Consider the following 18,910-nt stretch of genomic DNA (forward strand, 5'->3'; position numbering starts at 1 on the left):
CCGCCGACCATCTCGACGAGGACAGGCTGGCCGCGTGGATGCAGGCAAACGTCGAGGGTTTCGAGGGGCCGCTCACCCAGGGCAAGTTCAAGGGCGGCCAGTCGAACCCCACCTACAAGATCTCGACCCCCGACAAGGACTACGTCCTGCGCCGAAAGCCGTTCGGGAAGCTGTTACCGAGCGCACACGCGGTGGATCGCGAGTATCGGGTTCAGTCAGGACTTCACAAGGTCGGCTTCCCCGTCGCGAAGCAGTATGGCCTGTGTACCGACGACGACGTGATCGGATCGTGGTTCTACGTCATGGACATGGTCGATGGCCGGACGATCTGGGACGGCGCGATGCCGGGTTCGAAGCCCGACGAACGGCGAGCTGTCTACTTCGCAATGACCGATACGCTCGCGTCGCTTCACAACGTCGACCTCGCCGAAGCGGGGCTCGAGGACTACGGCAAGCCGGGCAACTATTTCGGCCGCCAGGTCGACCGCTGGACGAAACAGTACCGGCTGTCGGAAACCGATCATCTCGCCTCGATGGAAAAGCTGATCGATTACCTGCCAGCCACGCTTCCCGAGCAGACCCGAACGAGCGTGGTCCACGGCGACTACCGCATCGACAACATGATATTCGCGCACGACCGGCCCGAAGTGCTGGCCGTGCTGGACTGGGAACTCTCGACTCTCGGCGACCCGATGTCGGATTTCACCTACCTGTGCATGATGTACGTTACCGAGAACGGCGGGCGATCGGGCGTCATGGACCTCGACCGCAAGGCGCTGGGAATTCCCGAACTCGAGGAAATCGTCGAGCGGTATTGTGCGGCGACGGACCGCAGCGAGGTGCCCGACATGAACTGGTATTTCGCCTACAACTTCTTCCGGCTCGCAGGCATCCTCCAGGGCATCAAGAAGCGGGTGATCGACGGAACGGCGAGTTCGGCACACGCCAAGGCCCAGTCGGAGCGGGTCGGGCCGCTCGCCGACAAGGCATGGGAGTTCGCGAAAAAGGCCGGGGCCCGGGGCTGATCGGGAGACCGCGGCCTCAGAATTCCCTGGTCCACCTGATCGCTGCACCCTTGTCGTCGGCGAAGGCGGCGATGTTGCCCGGGTCCTTGCGATAATAGAGGCTGGCAGCGGCACTGCCTCCGAACAGCGGCCCCGTCCAGGCGATTTCACCGTCGATCTCCCGTCCCTTAGGAACGAGTGAAATCGTCCGGACGGAATATGTCGGGGCAAGGGTCGCGTAATCGTAGCCCACCGGCAGGGCGAGCGAGACCTGCCCGCTGTCGACCCGGAGCGGTTGCGACACGCGAAACGCCAGGCTGTCGAACCGCGAGAAGAGGCCCCGCTTCGAGACGTCGGCGGACCATGCCAGACTCGAGAAGTCCGAACCCTCGCCGATCACGGTCGTCCGGTTCGCACGGGTCCAGCCGCGCCGCACCTCTCCACCGAGCCGCCAGTCGCCGCCGAACCACCAGCCGACGCCGGCGTCGGCGAAGAGGGTTCGTGCGCCCCCGCCGCCGAACGCGTCATGGAAGAATGCTCCCAGCACCGTGCGGTCTTCGTCCAGCCAGGTCAGTCCAAACGCCGTTTCGAAGTCACCGAAGCGGCGGTCCGCGGCGATGGAGACTGTCGTCAGCCCGCGCGATTCCCGCCGGCGGCTGATAGCGCCATCGACCGCGCGAAGGGTGCCGAGCCAGACCTCGCCCCCCTCGGCGCTCGCGGTCAGGCCCCAGGAGCCGAACTGCTGGCGGTAGGCGAGCGCCGCATCGCCTTGCGAGGCGAATCCGGGCGTTGCACCCGCGGCCTCGGCGATCAGGAACGCTGGACGCTGTTGACCCTGAAGCTGCGCGACCAGCCCCCGCGCGCTTTCGCGATATGCGAAACCGAATTGTCTGCCGGGCGCAAGCCTGAGTGCCACGCGAGCGGCGAGCACACGCGCCGCATCCGCGTCCCTTCTGTCCAGCCGCAATTGCTGGGGCCAAGCTTCACCTCTGCCGGGACCGGCAGCAACCGAGAACGCCATGCTCAAGGCTTCGCTTCCGCCACCGATGCGCCGGGATTGGTCACCGAGCGCGCCGACAAGGCGCGGCGTCGGCGCAGCGGTCTGCATGCCTCCTCCCAGGTCGGTGCCGTATGCCCGCCCGAACTTGTCGAGGATCACCGCCCGGACGCTGGCACCGTCGAACGCGTCGCCCGTCGCGGTGGAGCCGATGGCGGTGTCGTCGTTGAGCGCGACCGCAGTGGTGCTGCCGGCAAGCGTCGTGGTCCCCATGGGGGCAAACGCCGCCGCGATATCGAGTATGCCGCGACCGTACGTCGCATCGACTCCCGATGGCCCGGCGTCCCGCGCGCTGCTGAGCAGTATTTGCACCATCTGCGCGCCCGTGAGGTTCGGAAAGGCCTGCTTGAGCAGGGCGACCGCACCGGCGACCTGGGGGGCCGAGAAGCTGGTGCCGGAGAATACCGTCACGAAACTGCCGCTGGGCCCGCTCTCGACCTTAAGGACGCCATTCTCGTAAACGCAGCAGATTCGCTCGCCGAGGGCCGACAGGAACGAGTTCGCCTGGCTGCCCGCGCGATTGCTGAAGCTCGAAAACTGGTCCGACGCGTTGACCGAGCCGACGATTATGACGTTCGATCCCCCCGCGTTGCGCACACCGGCTGCGAACGGGTTGGGCTGGTTGGGATCGACCATGGGATCGCTCCCGTCGCCTTCGTTGCCGGCCGCAACCACGATGACGACGCCGGCTGCGACCGCACGCTGGACCGCGGCCGTCAGAACGCTGTTGGGCGCGTCGCCTCCGAGACTGAGGTTGATGACGGTCGCCCCGGCCGAGACCGCCCGATCGATACCGGCGGCGATGTCGCGGTCGCTGAATGCACAGTTGTCCGCTGTCGCGGTGCTCGACGCGCAGCTCCCCGGGCGGTCCGCCCGCAAGGCAAGCACCGTGGCGTTGTACGCGATGCCCATGATGCCCGTGTTGTCGCGCGCCGCGGCGGCGACCATCGCGACGCGGGTCCCGTGGTCGCTGAACCCTTCCACCGTTCCGTTCCCCGCGACGTCGGAACTTGCGGGATCGATCCGACCGGCAAATTCGGGGCTGTCGGTGTCGATCCCGGTATCGATGACCGCGATCTTTACGCCCACCCCCGTCGCGCCCTGCGCCCAGGCGGTTGTCGCACGGTGATAGGCCGGCCCGTCCGATCGCCGGAATTCGGCCGTATCGAAGGATGCCGTCGGCGTCGGCGTGGGGGCGGGTGCCGGGGCCGGGCTGGGCGTCGGCGTAGGAGTCGGCGCGGGCGCAGGACCCGGCGAACTGATGACGCCGCCTCCGCGACCGCCGCCGCCGCCGCACGCCGCCAGCATCAGCACGGCGGCCAGCGCGCATCCCGTTTCCCAGCGAACCATACGCCGCCTGTTCGTCATCGTCTTTCGCGTCCCTGAAGGTTGCTTCTACCTTGCCACGGCTGGTTGAAGAAGTGCTGAACGGATCTCCCCTCGGGCCGGCGCAGGATGGCCGGGCCCGACTCCCCTTGCCCAGCCCCATCCGCGCGGCTAGCGCGAGGCCCGAACCCCAGTCCGGAGCCGCCCATCATGTCCGCCGATCTCGAGACCGCCATCAACGCAGCATGGGACAACCGTGCGCAGGTTACGCCGGGCAGCAGCGAAATCCGCGAAGTGGTCGAGGCGGCGCTCGAATTGCTCGATACGGGCAAGGCGCGGGTGGCCGAGCCCGACGGCTCGGGACGATGGACCGTCAACGAGTGGCTCAAGAAGGCCGTCCTGCTGAGCTTCCGGCTGAACGACAACCAGGTGATCGAGGGCGGCAGCGCCAGCGCGCCGGCATATGACAAGGTCCCGCTCAAGTTCGCCGGTTGGGGCGAGAACCGCTTTCGCGATGCTGGTTTCCGCATTGTCCCCGGCGCCGTGGTGCGGCGCGGCAGCCATATCGGCAAGGGCGTCGTCGTGATGCCGAGCTTCGTCAACATCGGGGCCTACGTGGGCGACGGCACCATGGTCGATACCTGGGTCACCGTCGGCAGCTGCGCGCAGATCGGCAAGAACGTGCACCTGTCCGGCGGCGTCGGCATCGGCGGCGTGCTGGAACCGTTGCAGGCGGGCCCGGTGGTGATCGAGGATGGCTGCTTCATCGGCGCCCGGTCCGAAGTCGTCGAGGGGGTGCGCGTGTGCGAAGGCGCGGTGTTGTCGATGGGCGTGTTCATCGGAGCCTCGACGAAGATCATCGACCGCAAGACGGGCGAGGTCCATATCGGGCGGGTACCGCCCTACTCGGTCGTCGTGCCGGGCTCGCTGCCCGGCAAGCCCCTGCCCGACGGCAGTCCCGGCCCCAGCCTCTATTGCGCGGTGATCGTGAAAACGGTCGATGCGCAGACGCGGGCGAAGACCGGCATCAACGAACTGCTGCGCGATTGAGGAACCGGCCTGCGAGCCGAACGTAGAACGCTCGCAGGGTCATGCACGTGCATCAGGGAGGTTGATCGATCATGGAACGTCGCGGCGATCAGATAGTGGAAAGCGAGACCGAGGCGAGTGCCGGATCAAAGGAAGGCGTGGTCCGGTGGGTCCTTATAATCGGCACCCTCCTCGCGATCGGGTTCCTCACCATCATCTGGGTCACGGGTGCCGCATCCCAGGGCGATGTCGAGGAGGAAGCGACAGTCAGCGGGATGATCGAAAGCCGATCGGACGAGCCTGCGGACGTCATCCTGAGCGACGATGTCGATGCCGTAACCGACGCCGAGGTCGAGCCCGTTGCCCCCTCTGCTCAGGCCGAAGTGCGTACCGAGGGACAGTAGGCATTGGCGAAAGGTTCGAACAGCTTCCGAACCGGCCAGACCGTAAGCTGGCAATGGGGAACCGGTACCGCCAAGGGGAAGATCGCCGAACGCTTCGAGCGCCGGGTCCAGCGGACCATCGAAGGGTCGAAGATCGTCAGGAACGGCAATGCCGACAACCCCGCCTATCTGGTGCAACAGGAGGACGGGGCAAAGGTTCTCAAGCTGGGATCGGAACTGGACGGGGCATAGGAGTCGCTGATCATGCCCGCAAAATCGAAAGCACAGCAGATGGCCGCCGGGGCCGCCCTGTCCGCCAAGCGCGGTGAAACCAAGGTCAAGGACCTCGAGGGCTCGTCGAAGGAGATGTACGATTCGATGAGCGAGGACGAACTGCGCGACCTCGCCGAAACCGATCGCGAGGGCCTCCCGGACAAAAAGGAATCGTGAACCCCTGGAGCCGGTTTCTGGATGCGCAGGCCGGCGGGGTTTATCAGACCGCGCTCGCGGAAATGCGCTCCGGCGCAAAGCACAGCCACTGGATGTGGTTCATTTTCCCGCAGCTTGCCGCCTTGGGTCGCAGCGAAACCGTCCGTCGTTATGCCATCGCCGATCTGGACGAGGCTGTGGGCTTTGCCTCTCACGAGGAACTTGGCGCACGGCTGGTCGAGAGCACCGAGGCTATGCTGGCCTGGCGCGACAAGCGGACTGCCCAGACCATCCTTGGCCCCGTCGACGCGCGAAAGTTTCACAGTTCGATGACGCTTTTCGACGCCGCTGCGCCCGACCCGCGACCATTTGCCGCAGCTCTTGGCGCGTTCTTTGGGGGGACCCGCGATTCAGCAACGACGGTGAGATTATGAACCAGCTCCCCAGCGACCAGCAGGTCATCGAGGCAACCTTCAACGCGCAGCTGGCGGTCGGCGCAGGCATGATCGCTTTGTGCGTGGTGATCCATGGCCTCGGGTTGTTCACCCTGCAACGGGTCATGCGCGGTGAGGCAGCCGAGGAGCGTCTGCGTCACCTTGAGCCGCTCAGCTTCCGCGGCACGCTGTTTACCCTGTTGGTGGTGTTCGCGCTCATCTTCATCCACTTCGTCGAGATCTGGCTCTTCGCGTTCTTCTACGACTTTGTGGGCGCGCAATGGAGTTTCGAGAACGCGCTGTACTTCTCGACCATCAGCTACGCCACGATCGGCTACAACGACGCCTCCATCGCCCATGAATGGCGGCTGGTCGGCGCCCTCGAAGGCGTTCTCGGCGTGATCATGCTCGGCTGGTCGACTGCATTCTTCGTGCGGGTGCTGGGCCGGATCGAGGATACCCATGGCACCGAACAATCCCGATCGACTGGCGACGGGTCCTAGAAGGCGGTGGGGGATTCGATCGGCATATCGCGGCGGCGGGTGGCCGCGTACCGTTCGGCTTCGCGCATCACGCGCGCGATGTTGCCGCCCGAAATCTTGCGCAGGTCCCCGAGAGCGTAGCCGCGTCGGGCAAGTTCGGTGAACAAGGCCCGGTAACCCGTGACGTCCTCCGCCCCCACGGGGCCGGTTTCCATCCCGTCGTAGTCACCGCCGATCCCGACGTGGTCGATCCCGGCCACCTTGCGCACATGGTCGATATGATCGGCCCAGTCGGATACGCTCGCCAGCACTTCCGGATTGGACCTGCGCCATTCCTCCAGCCCTTCCGCGGCGGCTTGCGGGTCACCGGGCCAGAGAGCTGCCAGTCGCGCCTTCTCGGCCGCCATACGCGCAACCCACTGGCGGCGCCCTTCGCTGAGAAAGTTGGGGTATCCGACCGTCATCACGATCCCGCCGTTGGTCTTCAGCCGGGACAAGACGCTGTCCGGCACGTTTCGGGCGTGGCCGTTGACCGCGCGCGCGCCGGAGTGGCTGAAGATGACCGGCGCCTGCGCGATCTCGAGCACGTCGATCATCGTCTTTTCGCTGACGTGGCTGAGGTCGACCAGCATGCCCAGCCGGTTCATTTCGCGCACGACGTCCTTGCCGAAGGGGGTCAGGCCGCCATGAGCCGGGGCGTCCGTCGCGCTGTCGGCCCACGGCGTGTTCTTCGAATGGGTCAGCGTCATGTAGCGCACGCCCAGCGCGTGCATCTGCCGCAGCACGGCAAGGCTGGAGCCGATCGAGTGGCCTCCTTCCATGCCGAGCAACGAACCGACTTTCCCCGCCTTGACCGCCTTCGCCGCGCCGTCCGCGGTTGCAACCAGTTCGAGCCTGTCCGGATGGCGGGCAATCAGCCGCTTCATCACGTCGATCTGTTCCAGTGTCGCCTGCACTGCCTGCGGCTCGGGCAGGCTGGCGCTGACGTAGACCGACCAGAACTGGACCCCCAGCCGCCCGCTGGCCATCCTGGCCAGGTCGGTGTGCATCGCGCCCAGGCCCCTGGCGGGGTCGCCCGTTGCCGTCGTATCGGAGAAATCGAAATCGGCGAGCACGTTGCGGTAGCGTTCGCGGAGTTGTTCGGGAACGTCGTTGTGCCCGTCCCAGACCGGCGTTTCCTCCAGCGCACGGGCAGCTACCGTCTCCGGCGCAGGAGGCGCGGCCACTGCGTCCGCTGTCCAGCCGGTCGTACCGATCGCCGCCAGTGCCAAGAAAGTGAAACGCATCGCCGGTCTCCATTGCCGCGTCACGGGAAATCGCCAGTGCCGGTCGCTAGCGCGCCGCACGGCTGCCTGCTACTCCCTCCGGACGGGAACACGGAGATTGCAGGCACTGACTGTGGTGACGGGCTTGCGGCCCACCCATGGAACAGATCTGCCGGCCAGGCGGTTGGCTGGGAAAGGAGAACTCCATGACCAAGTCGCTGTCGGAAATATCCGAAGACATGAAGCAGATCGATTTCTGCACGCTCGCCACCCATGCACCGAACGGCACCATCGGGGCACGACCGATGAGCAACAACAGCGAAGTCGATTTCAAGGGTGACAGCTGGTTCTTCACCTACGAAGACCGCCAGATGGTCAAGGATATCGAACGCGATCGCAAGGTCGGCCTGACCTATCTCGGCAGTGCGGGGCTCAAGGGGATACTCGGTGCGCCCGGCCAGTTCATCCACGTCGAGGGCGAAGCGCAGGTGATCCGTGACAAGGCGCGGTTCGCCGACCACTGGGACCCGTCGCTTGACCGCTGGTTTCCCGACGGCCCGGACACGCCGGGCACCGTGATGCTGCAGGTGACGGCCACAAGGATTCATTACTGGGACGGCGAGGACGAGGGCGAGGTGCCCTTGCCCGACAGGAAGGCCTGGACCGCTGGACCGTAAGGCGGTCCGTCCGGCGCTGCGGTGGGTTCTGGGGTTCGCCTACGCCGCCGCAGGCATCCTGCATCTCGTATCGCCGGGACCATTCGTGCAGATCGTTCCAGGATGGGTGCCTTTCCCCGAACCGGTGGTCGTCCTTACGGGAATAGCGGAACTGGCGGGGGCCGCAGGCCTCCTGCAAGGCCGGTTCCCGATGATCCGTCGCGCAGCGGGCGTCGGCCTGGCGATCTACGCGCTTTGCGTGTGGCCCGCGAATTTCCAGCATATGGCGCTGGACATGGCCCGCGCAGACGGCGGCCTCGGGCTCGGCTATCACGTGCCCCGACTGGCAATCCAGCCGATCATCATATGGCTCGCGTTATGGACGGGCGAGGTAACCGATTGGCCCCTCGCCCGTCACGATCCATGAGGTCCGATCAGCTCATGTGCTTGGAAACGGCGCCGGTCATCTTGAACATGGAGATCTGGTCCGAGCCGGTGACCTTGCCGAGCGTGGCGTCGGGATTGATCATCCGCTTGTCAGTCGAATCCTGAAGACCGTTCTTCTTGATGTAGTCCCACACCTTCGAAGTGACCTGAGCGCGGGTCATCGGCCCCTTGCCGACGACCGCCTCGAGGTCGCTCGTCAGGTTCACGGGCTTCTGCAGCGCATTGTTCTTGCCAGCCATGATCATTGTCCTTTCCTGCTTGGCTATGGAGGCAATCCTAGGCGCTCGCCTCCGTTACGGCGAGAGCGCAAGGCCCCCCCAGCGGAGTTTTCGACAGGCATGAGGGGCATTTGGGCCTGATTTCGCCCGATAACCGGCTTCGCGGACAAGATTCGATTGCTCACGGGGTGTTCAGGCGGCATTTTGCATTCTCCGCCTTCGACCGTGTTCCGGGTCCTATCGCGGTCGTTTTTTCCTATCGGGAGGGGTTTTCACGATGAGCACGGGTCGCACTACGCTCACCATCGTTCTTGCCGGATCGCTCGCCGCATGCGGCGGCGGCGGTAGCAGCGGGGGCGGAAGTTTCGGGAACGCCCCCACCCCGACGCCGATATCGACGACCAGCGCCTGCTCGCTGTCCGCGCGGCAGGACTTCGCCAAGGCGGTGATCGACGAATGGTACCTGTTCCCGTCGCTGGTGAACAACGGCGTCAACAAGAACAGCCATTCGACCGTGCAGGGCTATATCGATGCCCTGCTGGCGCAGGCGGCCGCCGAATCCAAGGATCGCGGCTTCACCTACATCACCTCGATTCAGGAAGAGAACGCGTTCATCAACTCGGGTGCGCAGGCCGGCTTCGGGGTGCGGCTGAGCTATAGCACTTCGCAGAACCGGGTGTTCGTTGTCGAAGCGTTCGAGAACGCGCCTGCGCTAGCCGCCGGCATCGACCGGGGGACCGAGCTTCTCGCAATCGGAACGACGGGTGCGAATATCCAGACGGTGTCGTCGCTGATGGCCTCGGGAGGTACCGCCGCGGTGGTCGATGCCCTTGGCCCATCGACCCCCGGAACGACCCGCGTGCTGCGGTTCAACACCGGAGGCACGATCAAGGAAGTGGCGGTCACGAAGGCCGAGTTCGCGCTCGACCCGGTTTCCGACCGCTATGGCGCCAAGATTCTCGACGATGGCGGCAGGAAGGTCGGCTACGTCAACCTGCGCACGTTCATCGATCCCGCCGATCCCGACCTTCGCGCCGCCTTCGCCGCGTTCAGGGCGCAAGGGATCACCGAAGTCATCGTCGACGTTCGCTACAATGGCGGCGGCCTCGTCCGTATTGCCGATCTGTTCGGAGACCTGCTCGGCGCGGACAAGGTCGGACAGGTTTTCAGCTACACCACCTTCCGCGACAGCAAGTCCTCGAACAATTCGACGAGGAATTTCGCCGCGCAGCCGCAGGCGATTGCAGCGACCAGGATCGCGTTCATCGGCTTCGGCGGGACGGCTTCGGCGAGCGAACTCGTCGCTAACGCGTTCATCCCCTACCTAGGCTCGAACACCGCGCTCATCGGCGGCAACACGTTCGGCAAGCCGGTGGGCCAGATCGCGATCGACAAGACCGAATGCGACGACCGCATGCGCGTGGTCGCATTCAAGACCGAGAACGCCGCCCGGCAGGGGGAATATTTCAAGGGCCTCGCCACCGTCTTTCCGCGGACGTGCGCCGCGGGCGACGACATCACCTTCCAACTGGGCGACCCGGGAGAGGCGGCGGTAAAGACCGCGCTCGATTTCCTTGCCGGCCGCACGTGCACGCCAATCGGTTCTTCAGGCGGACAGGGCACGCTTTCGGTCGCGCCCTCACGCGAACTCGTGAGGCCCGACGCGCCCACCGCCGCGCAGCGTGAAACGCCGGGCCTGTTCTAGGCCGCACCCCTCCGGGCTCAGGACTGGGCGGGGTCGCGCGCGAGTGAGCCGATCAGCAGCCGCTCCGCGCGATCGCGGGCGCTTGCGTCCGGAAGGCCCAGCGAGCGCGCCAGAGCGGGTCCCATCAATGCATTGCCGAGCGCCAGCAGGACCAGGGTAAGCGTCGTCTCGTGCAGGGCCTGCACGCCGTCGTGTGATACCTCTTCCGGAGCGATCTCGTCGACCAGCTCGTGGATGGTCTCGACGATCGGGTCGAGCGCGTCCTCGTTCCCGGTCAGGAGCATCCAGCTCGCGAGGGCACCGGCCCCCTCCTTGTCGAAGGCGTCAAACGTAAGGTCGACGACCTCGCGCGGGCTGCCGAGACCCGCCCGGCTCGCGCGGACCGCCTCCTTGATCGTTTCGCAGACCGTCTCGGCAAGATGCTGCGCCAACGCCTTCTGCAAACCCGATGCCGAGCCGAAATGATGGAGCAGGTTCGCGTGCGTTCGCCCGATGCGTCCCGCCACCGCCTTGAGCGTGACAGACTGGGGACCGGTTTCGATAAGAAGGTGCCGGGCGGCTTCGAGCGCGGCCGTCCGCGATTCTTCGGGGCTCAAGCGCTTGCGGGTGACCATTTGCGCCGGGTAGACCTCGCAGCGCAACTCGGCAAGGCATGAGAGGAGATTATTGACACCAATGTCAGTAACGCGTACTTACATTGGTGTCAGTTAAAGGAGCCGATTCGATGAACGCCCCCGCCCGATTCGATATTGACCCGACCGCCACCCCTGCCCCGACCCCGACCCCTGACGATCTCGACATCGTCGTGCGCGACCGCCGCTTTCTGCGCGGCCAGAAGGCGAAGCGCTGGTGGCTGAACGGCGATCCTATCGCCACCGCATGGTTCAACGCGCTGTCCGCCACGTTCCCGCGCGGTGAAGCGTTCTTCATCGAGTCGGTCCGTGCGTTCCGTGACGGTGCCGACCCGAAGCTGGCCGGCGAGATCCGCGCTTTCATCAAGCAGGAAATCAATCACACCCGCGAGCATATCGTGCTCAACAAGCTGGCCGAAGACAGCGGATACGACATCGCGTTCATCGACAAGCGGGTCGAGGAACTGCTTGCCCTGCTCAAGGATCGCCCGGCGTACCTCAACCTCGCCGCGACGATGGCGCTCGAGCACTTCACCGCGATGTTCGGCCAGGAACTCCTCGCCAACCCCGCGCACCTCGAAGGCGCCGAGGGCGATCTCGGCGACATCTGGCGCTGGCACTCGGTCGAGGAGATCGAGCACAAGGGTGTCGCCTACGATACGTGGCTGCACGCCACGCGCGACTGGAGCCGCTGGCGCCGCTGGAAGGTCAAGAGCCTGATGATGGTGCTCGTGACCAAGCGGTTCATCGGCAACCGGGTGAAGGACATGAAGGACCTGCTCGCACAGGACGGCCTGACCGGCTGGAAGGTCACGGCGCGGATTTGGGCCTATCTGCTGCTTCGCCCCGGTTTCCTGCGTCGCATCGCCCTGCCGTGGCTGGCGTTCTTCCTTCCCGGCTTCCACCCGTGGAACGAGGACGACCGCCACCTCATAAGCAAGTACGAGGGCGACTTCGCCGACGCGCTGCTGCCGGTCTGACCGGACCGCGATTTCGAATTCGAAGATGCGCCGCTCCGGGTTTCGCCTGGAGCGGCGCATCGCGTTTCAGGCGGCTTGCATCACCGGATCAATCGCTTCGCCGAGATCGAGGGCGTACTCGAGCGACTGGACATCGCAGCCGCGGGCCAGGCTGAAGCGGCGCGCCGTTTGTGGCCCGTCGAACCCGAGCTTGCGAAGGACCCGGCCCGAGGCCGGATTATCGACGAAATGCCCCGCGACGAGTCTGCGGATGCCGAGCATCCGCGCGATCTCGATCACGCCGCGCCCCGCTTCGGTAGCAAAGCCCTTCCCCCAGAAAGGACGGGCCAGCCAGTACCCGATTTCCACCTCGACACTGTCGGGTTTGCGTCCCAGCCCGGCTGCGCCGATGAGGCTGCCGCTGCGCGACTCCACTACGGCGAACGCAGGCAGCCGCGGATCCTGCGGCTGGCTGGCCCACCAGCGGGCGTCTCTTTCGGTGTAGGGCCACGGCACGCGCGCGAGGTTGCAGGCGATCGCCTTCTCGCCGACGCCCGCCAGGACTTGCTCCCAGTCCTCGGGCCAGAACGGCCGCAGCAGCAGCCTCTCCGTCACATGGAACATCACGCCTACTCCCTACTCGCCATGATCGGGCCGATAGAGCCGTCGCATGACGCCTGTGTTGCGAGGGAGAAACGACAAGAGGGAGACGGGCCCCCGATCACTCGGGCTGGCCCCATCTCCCTCTTCGTGCCGGAAGTTACCTCCGGCGGGGGGCCATCCCGTGGACGGCCCCGTTTTCGGGTCGTCCGATTATTCCGCGGCTTGCGCCATCATGTCGACCGACACGTACTTTCGGCCGAGTTTGCCGGCGTGGAATCGTACGCGGCCTTCGACCAGCGCGAACAGCGTGTGGTCCTTGCCCATCCCGACGCCGGTGCCCGGATAGAACTTGGTCCCGCGCTGGCGCACGATGATGTTGCCCGGAATCACTTCCTGGCTGCCGAACTTCTTGACGCCGAGACGACGGCCGGCGGAGTCGCGGCCGTTGCGGGACGAACCGCCTGCTTTCTTGTGTGCCATTGTTTCGTCCTACTCTCTTACTTCTCGGTCTTCTTGGCGGCCGGCTTCTTCGCCGGAGCCTTCTTGTCGGCGGACTTGGCCGGCGCGGCGTCCTTCACCGGAGCCGCGGCCTTGGCCTTGGTGTCCTTTTTGGTCTCGACGCCTTTCGCCGGCGCGGTCGCCTGCGCGGAATGATCGGCCTTGGGAGCCTCGGCCTTCGTCGCAGTGTCCTTCTTCGGCGCGGCCTTCTTCTCGGCCTTGCTGTCGCCGACCGAGACGATGCGCAGCAGGGTCATCTGCTGGCGGTGGCCGGCCTTGCGGCGGTAGTTGTGCCGGCGGCGCTTCTTGAAGACGGTGACCTTCTCGCTCTTCGCCTGGGCAATGATCTCGGCAGATACGACGGTCTTCGCCGCATCGGCCAGCGTGTCGCCCTCGCCCGCGAGCAGGACGTCGCCCAGGGTGATCGTATCGCCGGCGTCGCCCGCCAGCTTCTCGACCGCGATCTTGTCTCCGGCGGCAACCCGGTACTGCTTGCCGCCCGTACGCACTACTGCGAACATGGGTAATTCACTTCCGCTTTATATGTGTGGCCACCCACCAGCGGGCGACGAAACCGGATGCCCCCGAACGGGGACCCCGGAAAGATGGGTGCCGTTAGGGGAAGCATCCTGCGAAGTCAACGCCCCAAAGGCCGGGCCGGGCGGCGAAATCGGGAACCTTGACGCTTCCGGGGGAGCGCGATCCCGCTTCCCCAGTCCGCGCCACATGCTAAGGACCTTGCGTGACCTCGTATCAGCGTATCCTCACACTCATTCCCGCCGCCCTTGTCGCCGCTTGCGCGACATCGGGTGACTATCCGTCGCTCGCCCAACGCCCAGCGGAGCGGGTCGAGGGGACCTTCACCCCCGATACGAGCGAAGCGCTGGTTCCCGCGCCCGTCGTTCCCGGCGCCGACCTCGTCGCGCGGCTCGCCGAGCTGGAACGCCAGGCACGCGGCGCCCACGCCGAGTTCGTCGTGGGCGTCCCGGCGGCCGAACGTCTGGCTGCGCGCGCCGGTCCGGTGGCCAGCGACAGCTGGGCGGCGGCGCAGGTGGCGCTGGCCGATCTCGATTCGATCCGGAGCCGGGTTGCCATCGCGCTCGCCGAACTCGATTCGCTCTGGGTCGACGCCACTCTGGAGGCAGGCCCGCGTGAGGCGATCGGGTCGGTGCGATCCACGGTGGAAGGTCTCGTCGCCGAGGAAGACGCGGTCCTCGCGCGGCTGCGCGGCCGGGTCTGACAGGAAGGGAAGGCGCGGAGCCCATGGGTTCCGCGCCTCTCTCGTCCCCTTATGCCTTCGGGACCATCGCTCAGACGAATGCCGCGATCGTTACGCACACAATAGCCCAGGCAAAGATCAGCACCGGTAAAACGAGCATCTGGGCCGCCGCCTCCCCGGACGTAAGGCGCCCGGTGTGCGTCACGATCCCCTGCCGACGAAAGCGCTCCCACGTCATCGCGCCGACCGGATTGTCGGGCTTCATCCGTGCCCAGGTCGACGACACGCCGAAACCCATGACGATGAATACTGCGCAGACTGCCAGGGGAATGATCAGGCCCGGACTCGACAGGCCCACGGCCATGATGGCGAGGAAACCCAGGTACGCCCCCGCGGTCGCGAGGTACAGTGCCGGGGGCAGCTCGAAACTGCGATCCACCGTGACCGGTGGCCGCAGGTTCGCGCGGACTTCGGCTTTCGCGATCACGAGTTCGCGGGTGAGGTGCTTCGACATGACAGGTTCCCTTCGTTCGGTACGAGGGACGACCTACCGCGCCGCCGGGCACAGCGAATTGACGCGGATCAAAACGAGGGGATGTTTTTGCCGGCCGGTCAGGCCAGCGGGTTACCCGCGCCAGCAGGTTCGAGGACGAAGTACTGACCGGTGACGCCCGGTGCTGCCGACAGGTAACGCACCGCAGCCGCCATCGCTGCTTCGTCCGTGCCCGAAACGCCGTTGACCCGGAGCGGCGCATGCTCGCGAGCGAGGTTCTGCACTGCCGCCAGGCGCCACCCGCGGTGCGTGTGATCGGCCGGCCCGAACACCAGGACGATCAGTTCGCCATCCGTCGTGCCGATCGCCTCGATCACTCGGGGAAGCGCCTCGCAATGGAAGCGCGTTGCTGCCTCGATCGCCGCGGTAGGAAGCGGGCCGACGCGCACCAGCATCGTTCAGCGGCGCTCGCGCGTCAGGGTCATGCCGATCTTCTCGTCCCGCTCGGCGATGGCAAGCTTGACGATCTTCACGGTCACAGCCTCGACACGCTCGTCCTGCACGAAAAGGGTGTCGCAAATGTGCTCGGCGACTGCCTCGATCAGCTTAAAGTGCACGCCCTCCGGCAGCGCCTCGGAGGCAGCGAACTTCAGGTCCATGTAGTTCTTGCTCGCCGAAAGGTGCGTGTCCGGCTCGTAGCGATGCGCGGGTTTCATCCGTGCGGTAACCGTAATCCGCAGGGGCTGCGGCTTGCCGGTTTCCTCGGAATAAATGCCGGTAAGGACATCGACTTCGAGGTCGGCGACTTCGAGGATGAGCGAATCGGCCATCGCTGCTGCCCTTAGCCCGGATTGGCCCAGCGCGCGAAGATCGCAGTGGGAAGCAAGCGCCCGCCCTCGCCTTCTTCCCGCACCGCGAGATCGCCATGTTCAATGCTGCCGGGCAGGTCAGCGAAGAGCTCCGCGAGCAGGCCGCCGAGCGCCAGACTGCTCATGCGCACCGCGTAGACCGTCAGGAACAGGAAACGGCTGTCCGCATCGAGCAGCCGGCGGCAGTCCGCGACGAGCGGCGCCAGCCCTTCCTCGATCCGCCACGTCTCCCCGTTGGGGCCGCGGCCGAACTTGGGCGGGTCGAGGATGATTCCGTCGTATCGCCGTTCGCGCCTGACCTCGCGCGCAGCGAACTTGGCCGCATCGTCCACCAGCCAGCGGATGGGGCGGTCCTCCATTTGCGAAAGCGCCGCGTTCTCGCGTGCCTGGGCGACCGACTTCTTGCTGGCGTCGACGTGCGCGACCGTTCCGCACCCGCTCAGTGCGAGCGAACCGACCCCCGTATAGCCAAACATGTTGAGGGTCTCGGCGTCGGGCTTGCCGGATAGCCGTTCGCGCATCCAGTCCCAGACCGGCGCCATGTCGGGGAAGAAGCCGAGATGCCTGAACGGCGTACATTGTGCGGTGAAGCGAACCTCGTTCCATTCGAGGCTCCAGCCATCGCGGGGGACGGGCCGGTCGAACTGCCAGCGACCGCCGCCATCCTCGTCGCTGCCGGGCACGAACTCTCCGTCCGCCTGCCATTCGGACAGGCGCGGCGACCACATTGCTTGCGGCTCGGGCCGGACGAAGCAATGCGGGCCGTACCGCTCGAGCTTGCGGCCGTGGCCGCTATCGACGAGACCGTAATCCTTCCATCCCGCGCCCACCATGAGCACCGGTTGCTCGATCAGCGCGGCCATCAGGATCTCGGCGTGGCACGTTCGGCGATGAAATCGCGCACCGCGCGGTATTCGCCAGGAAGTTCCGCATAGCGCTCCTCGCGCGCGAACAGGTCGCCGACCCGCGCCGGAAGCTGCGGCCGCTGGCCGGTCGCGCGCTCGACAGCATCGCGGAACTTGGCAGGATGCGCAGTAGCCAGCGTGACGAGCGGGATGTCAGCCGCCAGCTCGCTCGTCCGCGCGGCGTGAAGCCCGATCGCGGTATGCGGATCGATCGTCTGCCCGCACGCCTCATGCGCCCAGCGGATCGTCGCGGTCATCGCATCGGGCTCGACCCGCGCGCTGGCGAACAGCGCCGCCGCGCCTTCCCGCTGTGCATTGGTGAGCCGCATCGCCCCCGATGTCTCGAACCCGCGCATCTGCTCGGCCATCGCCGGCCCGTCGCGCCCGCCGAGGTCGAACAGCAGCCGCTCGAAGTTCGAGGAGACCTGGATATCCATGCTTGGTGCCGCGGTCGGGGTCACCGTTCCGGTCGAATAGTCGCCCGCCGACAATGCCCGGTGCAGGATGTCGTTGACGTTCGTGGCGACGATCAGGCGCTCGACCGGAAGCCCCATCCGCGAGGCGACATAACCGGCAAAGACGTCGCCGAAATTGCCCGTCGGCACGCTGAAGGCGATTCTGCGGTCGGGAGCGCCCAGCTGGAGCGCGGCGGCGAAGTAGTAGACCACCTGCGCCATGAGCCGCGCCCAGTTGATCGAATTGACGGCAGACAGGCGAAACCGTGCGGTCATCTCCGCGTCGCCGAACATCCGCTTCACCATCGCCTGCGCGTCGTCGAAGCTGCCGTCGATGGCGATGTTGTGGACGTTGGGCGCAAGCACCGTGGTCATCTGGCGGCGCTGAACGTCGCTGACCTTGCCGCGCGGGTGAAGCATGAATATCTCCACCCCTTCGCGTCCCGCGACCGCATCGATTGCCGCGCTCCCGGTATCTCCGCTGGTGGCACCCACGATCGTCAGGTTGCCGCCGGACCGGCCGAGGAATTCCTCGAACAGCAATCCGAGGAGTTGCAGGGCGACGTCCTTGAACGCGAGCGTGGGGCCGTGGAACAGCTCCATCAGCCAGTTCTGCTGGTCTAGCTGGACGAGCGGGGTCACCGCCTCGTGCGCGAACCGGCCATACGCCGTTCGGGTGAGGTCGAGAAGCCGTTCCGGCGTCAGGCTTTCTCCAACGAACGGCGCCATGACCCGCGCCGCGAGTTCGGCATAGGAAAGGCCCCGCATCGCGGCGATTTCCGGGGCCGTGAGGGAAGGCCAATCGCGCGGCAGATATAGCCCGCCATCGCTCGCCAGCCCGGCCAGCGTCACGCCCTCGAAGCCGAGTGCCGGCGCCTGTCCACGGGTGGAGATGTATTCCATCGCGCCCGCGCCTAGCGCCGGGCCGGGCGGGCGGCAAGCAAGGCGCGCTTTATCCCGCCGAAGCCCGCCAGCGCTTGCGCAGGGCGAGGACGTAGATGACCACCGCGGTCAGCGCGAAGAGGAACCACTGCACGGCGTAGGAAAGGTGGTTGTTGGGCACGTCGCGCGGGTCGGGCCGCGCGAGTTGCTCCAGCCCCGCTTGCGGCGGCGATGCGACCAGCTTCGCGCCGCCCCGGTAAGGGCCGATGAACCCTTCTACCCGCCCGCCGGACCATTGCGGGCGCACGGGTTCGCGTGCCCAGCCCAGCGCCACCGCCGCGGTGCCACCGCCGGGAAGGACACAGCGGGCGACATGCGCCCAGCCGGTCTCGCCCGACGCGGAACGACCGGCCAGCGTATCGACGGCGACGACCCGCACGCAGTCCACTTCTGCGCGGCGGTAAAGCGCATCGTCGAGGGCGTCCCGATTGCCCGGCCAGGGAACTTCGGCGGCAATGCCCTGCGCTTTGGCATATCGGGCGAGCTGCGCGTCCTTCTCTCCCATCCGCGCCAGTTGCCAGATGCCCAGCGCCACCATTACGGCCACTGCCAGCGCGACGATCAGGGTCGGCAGGATCGGTACCCGGCGGTTCACTTCCCCCATCGTCCCTCGCCCGCGCGATGGCGGAACTCGCTCGCCAGCAAGGCGGCCTTTGCAATGCGGAGCCCGCCGACCACCAGCAGGGTCGTCACCGGCACCCAGATCAGCGCCTGGAGCCAGTACGGCGGGTCCGCGGCAAGCTGCAACCCGATGGCCAGCGCAGCGACGAAGCCGCCGATGACAAGGATCAGGAAGGCCGCCGGCCCATCACCCACGTCGAACCGCGTGTAATCGAGCGCGCAGGCGCCGCAGCGGTCCGCGAACCCCACCGGCCCCGCGAACAGCGTCTGCGACCCGCA

General features: G+C 66.3%; 26 protein-coding genes. 12 read left to right on the forward strand and 14 right to left on the reverse strand.

Annotation, left to right across the window (positions count from 1 at the left end):
* Positions 1–38: 38 nt before the first annotated feature.
* Positions 39–1,025, forward strand: coding sequence for a phosphotransferase family protein (locus tag ACPV3N_RS03860; protein ID WP_440117427.1), 987 nt, complete (start codon positions 39–41; stop codon positions 1,023–1,025).
* 16 nt (positions 1,026–1,041) lie between these two features.
* On the opposite strand, the gene ACPV3N_RS03865 is transcribed toward ACPV3N_RS03860, so the two are convergent.
* A complete protein-coding gene (locus ACPV3N_RS03865) occupies positions 1,042–3,411 on the reverse strand; it encodes a S8 family peptidase (RefSeq protein WP_440114912.1) in 2,370 nt (789 codons plus the stop codon).
* Between the two features lie 186 nt (positions 3,412–3,597).
* Here ACPV3N_RS03865 and dapD point away from each other — a divergent pair, with 186 nt between their 5' ends.
* The 6 genes from dapD (at position 3,598) to ACPV3N_RS03895 (ending at position 6,165) form a co-directional block, all read left to right on the forward strand.
* The gene (gene dapD, locus ACPV3N_RS03870; RefSeq protein ID WP_440114915.1) at positions 3,598–4,437 is read left to right on the forward strand and encodes a 2,3,4,5-tetrahydropyridine-2,6-dicarboxylate N-succinyltransferase; all 840 of its coding nucleotides are present in this window, start codon (positions 3,598–3,600) and stop codon (positions 4,435–4,437) included.
* 71 nt (positions 4,438–4,508) lie between these two features.
* Complete coding sequence (locus tag ACPV3N_RS03875) at positions 4,509–4,820, forward strand: hypothetical protein (protein ID WP_440114916.1); 312 nt, start codon at positions 4,509–4,511, stop codon at positions 4,818–4,820.
* Positions 4,821–4,823: 3 nt separating this feature from the next.
* Positions 4,824–5,051 (forward strand): hypervirulence associated TUDOR domain-containing protein, encoded by a 228-nt coding sequence (locus ACPV3N_RS03880; protein ID WP_440114919.1) that lies wholly within the window; start codon positions 4,824–4,826, stop codon positions 5,049–5,051.
* Between the two features lie 12 nt (positions 5,052–5,063).
* The gene (locus tag ACPV3N_RS03885; RefSeq protein ID WP_440114921.1) at positions 5,064–5,249 is read left to right on the forward strand and encodes a DUF3008 family protein; all 186 of its coding nucleotides are present in this window, start codon (positions 5,064–5,066) and stop codon (positions 5,247–5,249) included.
* On the forward strand, positions 5,246–5,662 hold the full coding sequence (locus ACPV3N_RS03890; protein WP_440114923.1) for a DUF1810 domain-containing protein: 417 nt from the start codon (positions 5,246–5,248) through the stop codon (positions 5,660–5,662). Before ACPV3N_RS03885 ends, ACPV3N_RS03890 begins: the two co-directional genes overlap by 4 nt.
* Complete coding sequence (locus ACPV3N_RS03895; protein ID WP_440114926.1) at positions 5,659–6,165, forward strand: potassium channel family protein; 507 nt, start codon at positions 5,659–5,661, stop codon at positions 6,163–6,165. The genes ACPV3N_RS03890 and ACPV3N_RS03895 overlap by 4 nt, the downstream gene beginning before the upstream one ends.
* Here the strand turns inward: ACPV3N_RS03895 and ACPV3N_RS03900 are convergent.
* Positions 6,162–7,430 carry a dipeptidase gene (locus ACPV3N_RS03900; RefSeq protein ID WP_440114928.1) on the reverse strand — a complete coding sequence of 423 codons (1,269 nt, stop codon included), beginning with the start codon at positions 7,428–7,430 and terminating at the stop codon, positions 6,162–6,164. The genes ACPV3N_RS03895 and ACPV3N_RS03900 overlap by 4 nt on opposite strands.
* 185 nt (positions 7,431–7,615) lie before the next feature.
* On the opposite strand from ACPV3N_RS03900, the gene ACPV3N_RS03905 reads away from it, so the two are divergent.
* Both ACPV3N_RS03905 and ACPV3N_RS03910 read left to right on the forward strand, forming a co-directional pair.
* Entirely contained in the window at positions 7,616–8,086 is a 471-nt protein-coding gene (locus ACPV3N_RS03905; protein ID WP_440114931.1) for a pyridoxamine 5'-phosphate oxidase family protein, read from the forward strand.
* A gap of 28 nt (positions 8,087–8,114) precedes the next feature.
* Positions 8,115–8,492 carry a DoxX family protein gene (locus tag ACPV3N_RS03910; protein WP_440117429.1) on the forward strand — a complete coding sequence of 126 codons (378 nt, stop codon included), beginning with the start codon at positions 8,115–8,117 and terminating at the stop codon, positions 8,490–8,492.
* A 7-nt stretch (positions 8,493–8,499) separates the two neighbouring features.
* Here ACPV3N_RS03910 and ACPV3N_RS03915 read toward each other — a convergent pair whose 3' ends face one another.
* Entirely contained in the window at positions 8,500–8,751 is a 252-nt protein-coding gene (locus ACPV3N_RS03915) for an SWIB/MDM2 domain-containing protein (RefSeq protein ID WP_440114934.1), read from the reverse strand.
* A 256-nt stretch (positions 8,752–9,007) separates the two neighbouring features.
* Between ACPV3N_RS03915 and ACPV3N_RS03920 the strand changes: the two genes are divergently transcribed.
* A complete protein-coding gene (locus tag ACPV3N_RS03920) occupies positions 9,008–10,435 on the forward strand; it encodes a S41 family peptidase (RefSeq protein WP_440114937.1) in 1,428 nt (475 codons plus the stop codon).
* Positions 10,436–10,452: 17 nt separating this feature from the next.
* Here ACPV3N_RS03920 and ACPV3N_RS03925 read toward each other — a convergent pair whose 3' ends face one another.
* Positions 10,453–11,049 carry a TetR/AcrR family transcriptional regulator gene (locus ACPV3N_RS03925; protein ID WP_440114940.1) on the reverse strand — a complete coding sequence of 199 codons (597 nt, stop codon included), beginning with the start codon at positions 11,047–11,049 and terminating at the stop codon, positions 10,453–10,455.
* Between the two features lie 110 nt (positions 11,050–11,159).
* Here ACPV3N_RS03925 and ACPV3N_RS03930 point away from each other — a divergent pair, with 110 nt between their 5' ends.
* The gene (locus ACPV3N_RS03930; protein ID WP_440114942.1) at positions 11,160–12,047 is read left to right on the forward strand and encodes a metal-dependent hydrolase; all 888 of its coding nucleotides are present in this window, start codon (positions 11,160–11,162) and stop codon (positions 12,045–12,047) included.
* A 66-nt stretch (positions 12,048–12,113) separates the two neighbouring features.
* Here the strand turns inward: ACPV3N_RS03930 and ACPV3N_RS03935 are convergent, their stop codons facing one another.
* The 3 genes from ACPV3N_RS03935 to rplU form a co-directional block, all read right to left on the reverse strand.
* Positions 12,114–12,650, reverse strand: a complete 537-nt coding sequence (locus ACPV3N_RS03935; RefSeq protein WP_440114944.1) for a GNAT family N-acetyltransferase — start codon at positions 12,648–12,650, stop codon at positions 12,114–12,116.
* 189 nt (positions 12,651–12,839) lie between these two features.
* Positions 12,840–13,109, reverse strand: a complete 270-nt coding sequence (gene rpmA / locus ACPV3N_RS03940) for a 50S ribosomal protein L27 (protein ID WP_259961347.1) — start codon at positions 13,107–13,109, stop codon at positions 12,840–12,842.
* A 17-nt stretch (positions 13,110–13,126) separates the two neighbouring features.
* The gene (gene rplU, locus ACPV3N_RS03945) at positions 13,127–13,648 is read right to left on the reverse strand and encodes a 50S ribosomal protein L21 (protein ID WP_440114947.1); all 522 of its coding nucleotides are present in this window, start codon (positions 13,646–13,648) and stop codon (positions 13,127–13,129) included.
* 221 nt (positions 13,649–13,869) lie between these two features.
* Here rplU and ACPV3N_RS03950 point away from each other — a divergent pair, with 221 nt between their 5' ends.
* Positions 13,870–14,367: a hypothetical protein gene (locus ACPV3N_RS03950; RefSeq protein WP_440114948.1), complete on the forward strand. Its 498-nt coding sequence runs from the start codon at positions 13,870–13,872 to the stop codon at positions 14,365–14,367.
* Positions 14,368–14,437: 70 nt separating this feature from the next.
* Here the strand turns inward: ACPV3N_RS03950 and ACPV3N_RS03955 are convergent, their stop codons facing one another.
* The 7 genes from ACPV3N_RS03955 to ACPV3N_RS03985 form a co-directional block, all read right to left on the reverse strand.
* Positions 14,438–14,860 carry a hypothetical protein gene (locus tag ACPV3N_RS03955; protein WP_440114950.1) on the reverse strand — a complete coding sequence of 141 codons (423 nt, stop codon included), beginning with the start codon at positions 14,858–14,860 and terminating at the stop codon, positions 14,438–14,440.
* A gap of 98 nt (positions 14,861–14,958) precedes the next feature.
* The gene (locus tag ACPV3N_RS03960; protein WP_440114952.1) at positions 14,959–15,294 is read right to left on the reverse strand and encodes a Rossmann fold domain-containing protein; all 336 of its coding nucleotides are present in this window, start codon (positions 15,292–15,294) and stop codon (positions 14,959–14,961) included.
* A 3-nt stretch (positions 15,295–15,297) separates the two neighbouring features.
* Positions 15,298–15,669 (reverse strand): dihydroneopterin aldolase, encoded by a 372-nt coding sequence (locus ACPV3N_RS03965; RefSeq protein ID WP_440114954.1) that lies wholly within the window; start codon positions 15,667–15,669, stop codon positions 15,298–15,300.
* A gap of 11 nt (positions 15,670–15,680) precedes the next feature.
* Positions 15,681–16,571: a class I SAM-dependent methyltransferase gene (locus ACPV3N_RS03970; protein WP_440114956.1), complete on the reverse strand. Its 891-nt coding sequence runs from the start codon at positions 16,569–16,571 to the stop codon at positions 15,681–15,683.
* Positions 16,571–17,971 (reverse strand): threonine synthase, encoded by a 1,401-nt coding sequence (gene thrC, locus ACPV3N_RS03975; protein ID WP_440114958.1) that lies wholly within the window; start codon positions 17,969–17,971, stop codon positions 16,571–16,573. The genes ACPV3N_RS03970 and thrC overlap by 1 nt, the downstream gene beginning before the upstream one ends.
* A 49-nt stretch (positions 17,972–18,020) precedes the next feature.
* A complete protein-coding gene (locus ACPV3N_RS03980) occupies positions 18,021–18,614 on the reverse strand; it encodes an SURF1 family cytochrome oxidase biogenesis protein (RefSeq protein WP_440114960.1) in 594 nt (197 codons plus the stop codon).
* Entirely contained in the window at positions 18,602–18,880 is a 279-nt protein-coding gene (locus tag ACPV3N_RS03985; RefSeq protein ID WP_440114962.1) for a DUF983 domain-containing protein, read from the reverse strand. Before ACPV3N_RS03985 ends, ACPV3N_RS03980 begins: the two co-directional genes overlap by 13 nt.
* Between the last annotated feature and the right edge of the window lie 30 nt (positions 18,881–18,910).

The organism is Tsuneonella sediminis (assembly GCF_051912845.1).
Classification (GTDB): domain Bacteria; phylum Pseudomonadota; class Alphaproteobacteria; order Sphingomonadales; family Sphingomonadaceae; genus Tsuneonella; species Tsuneonella sediminis.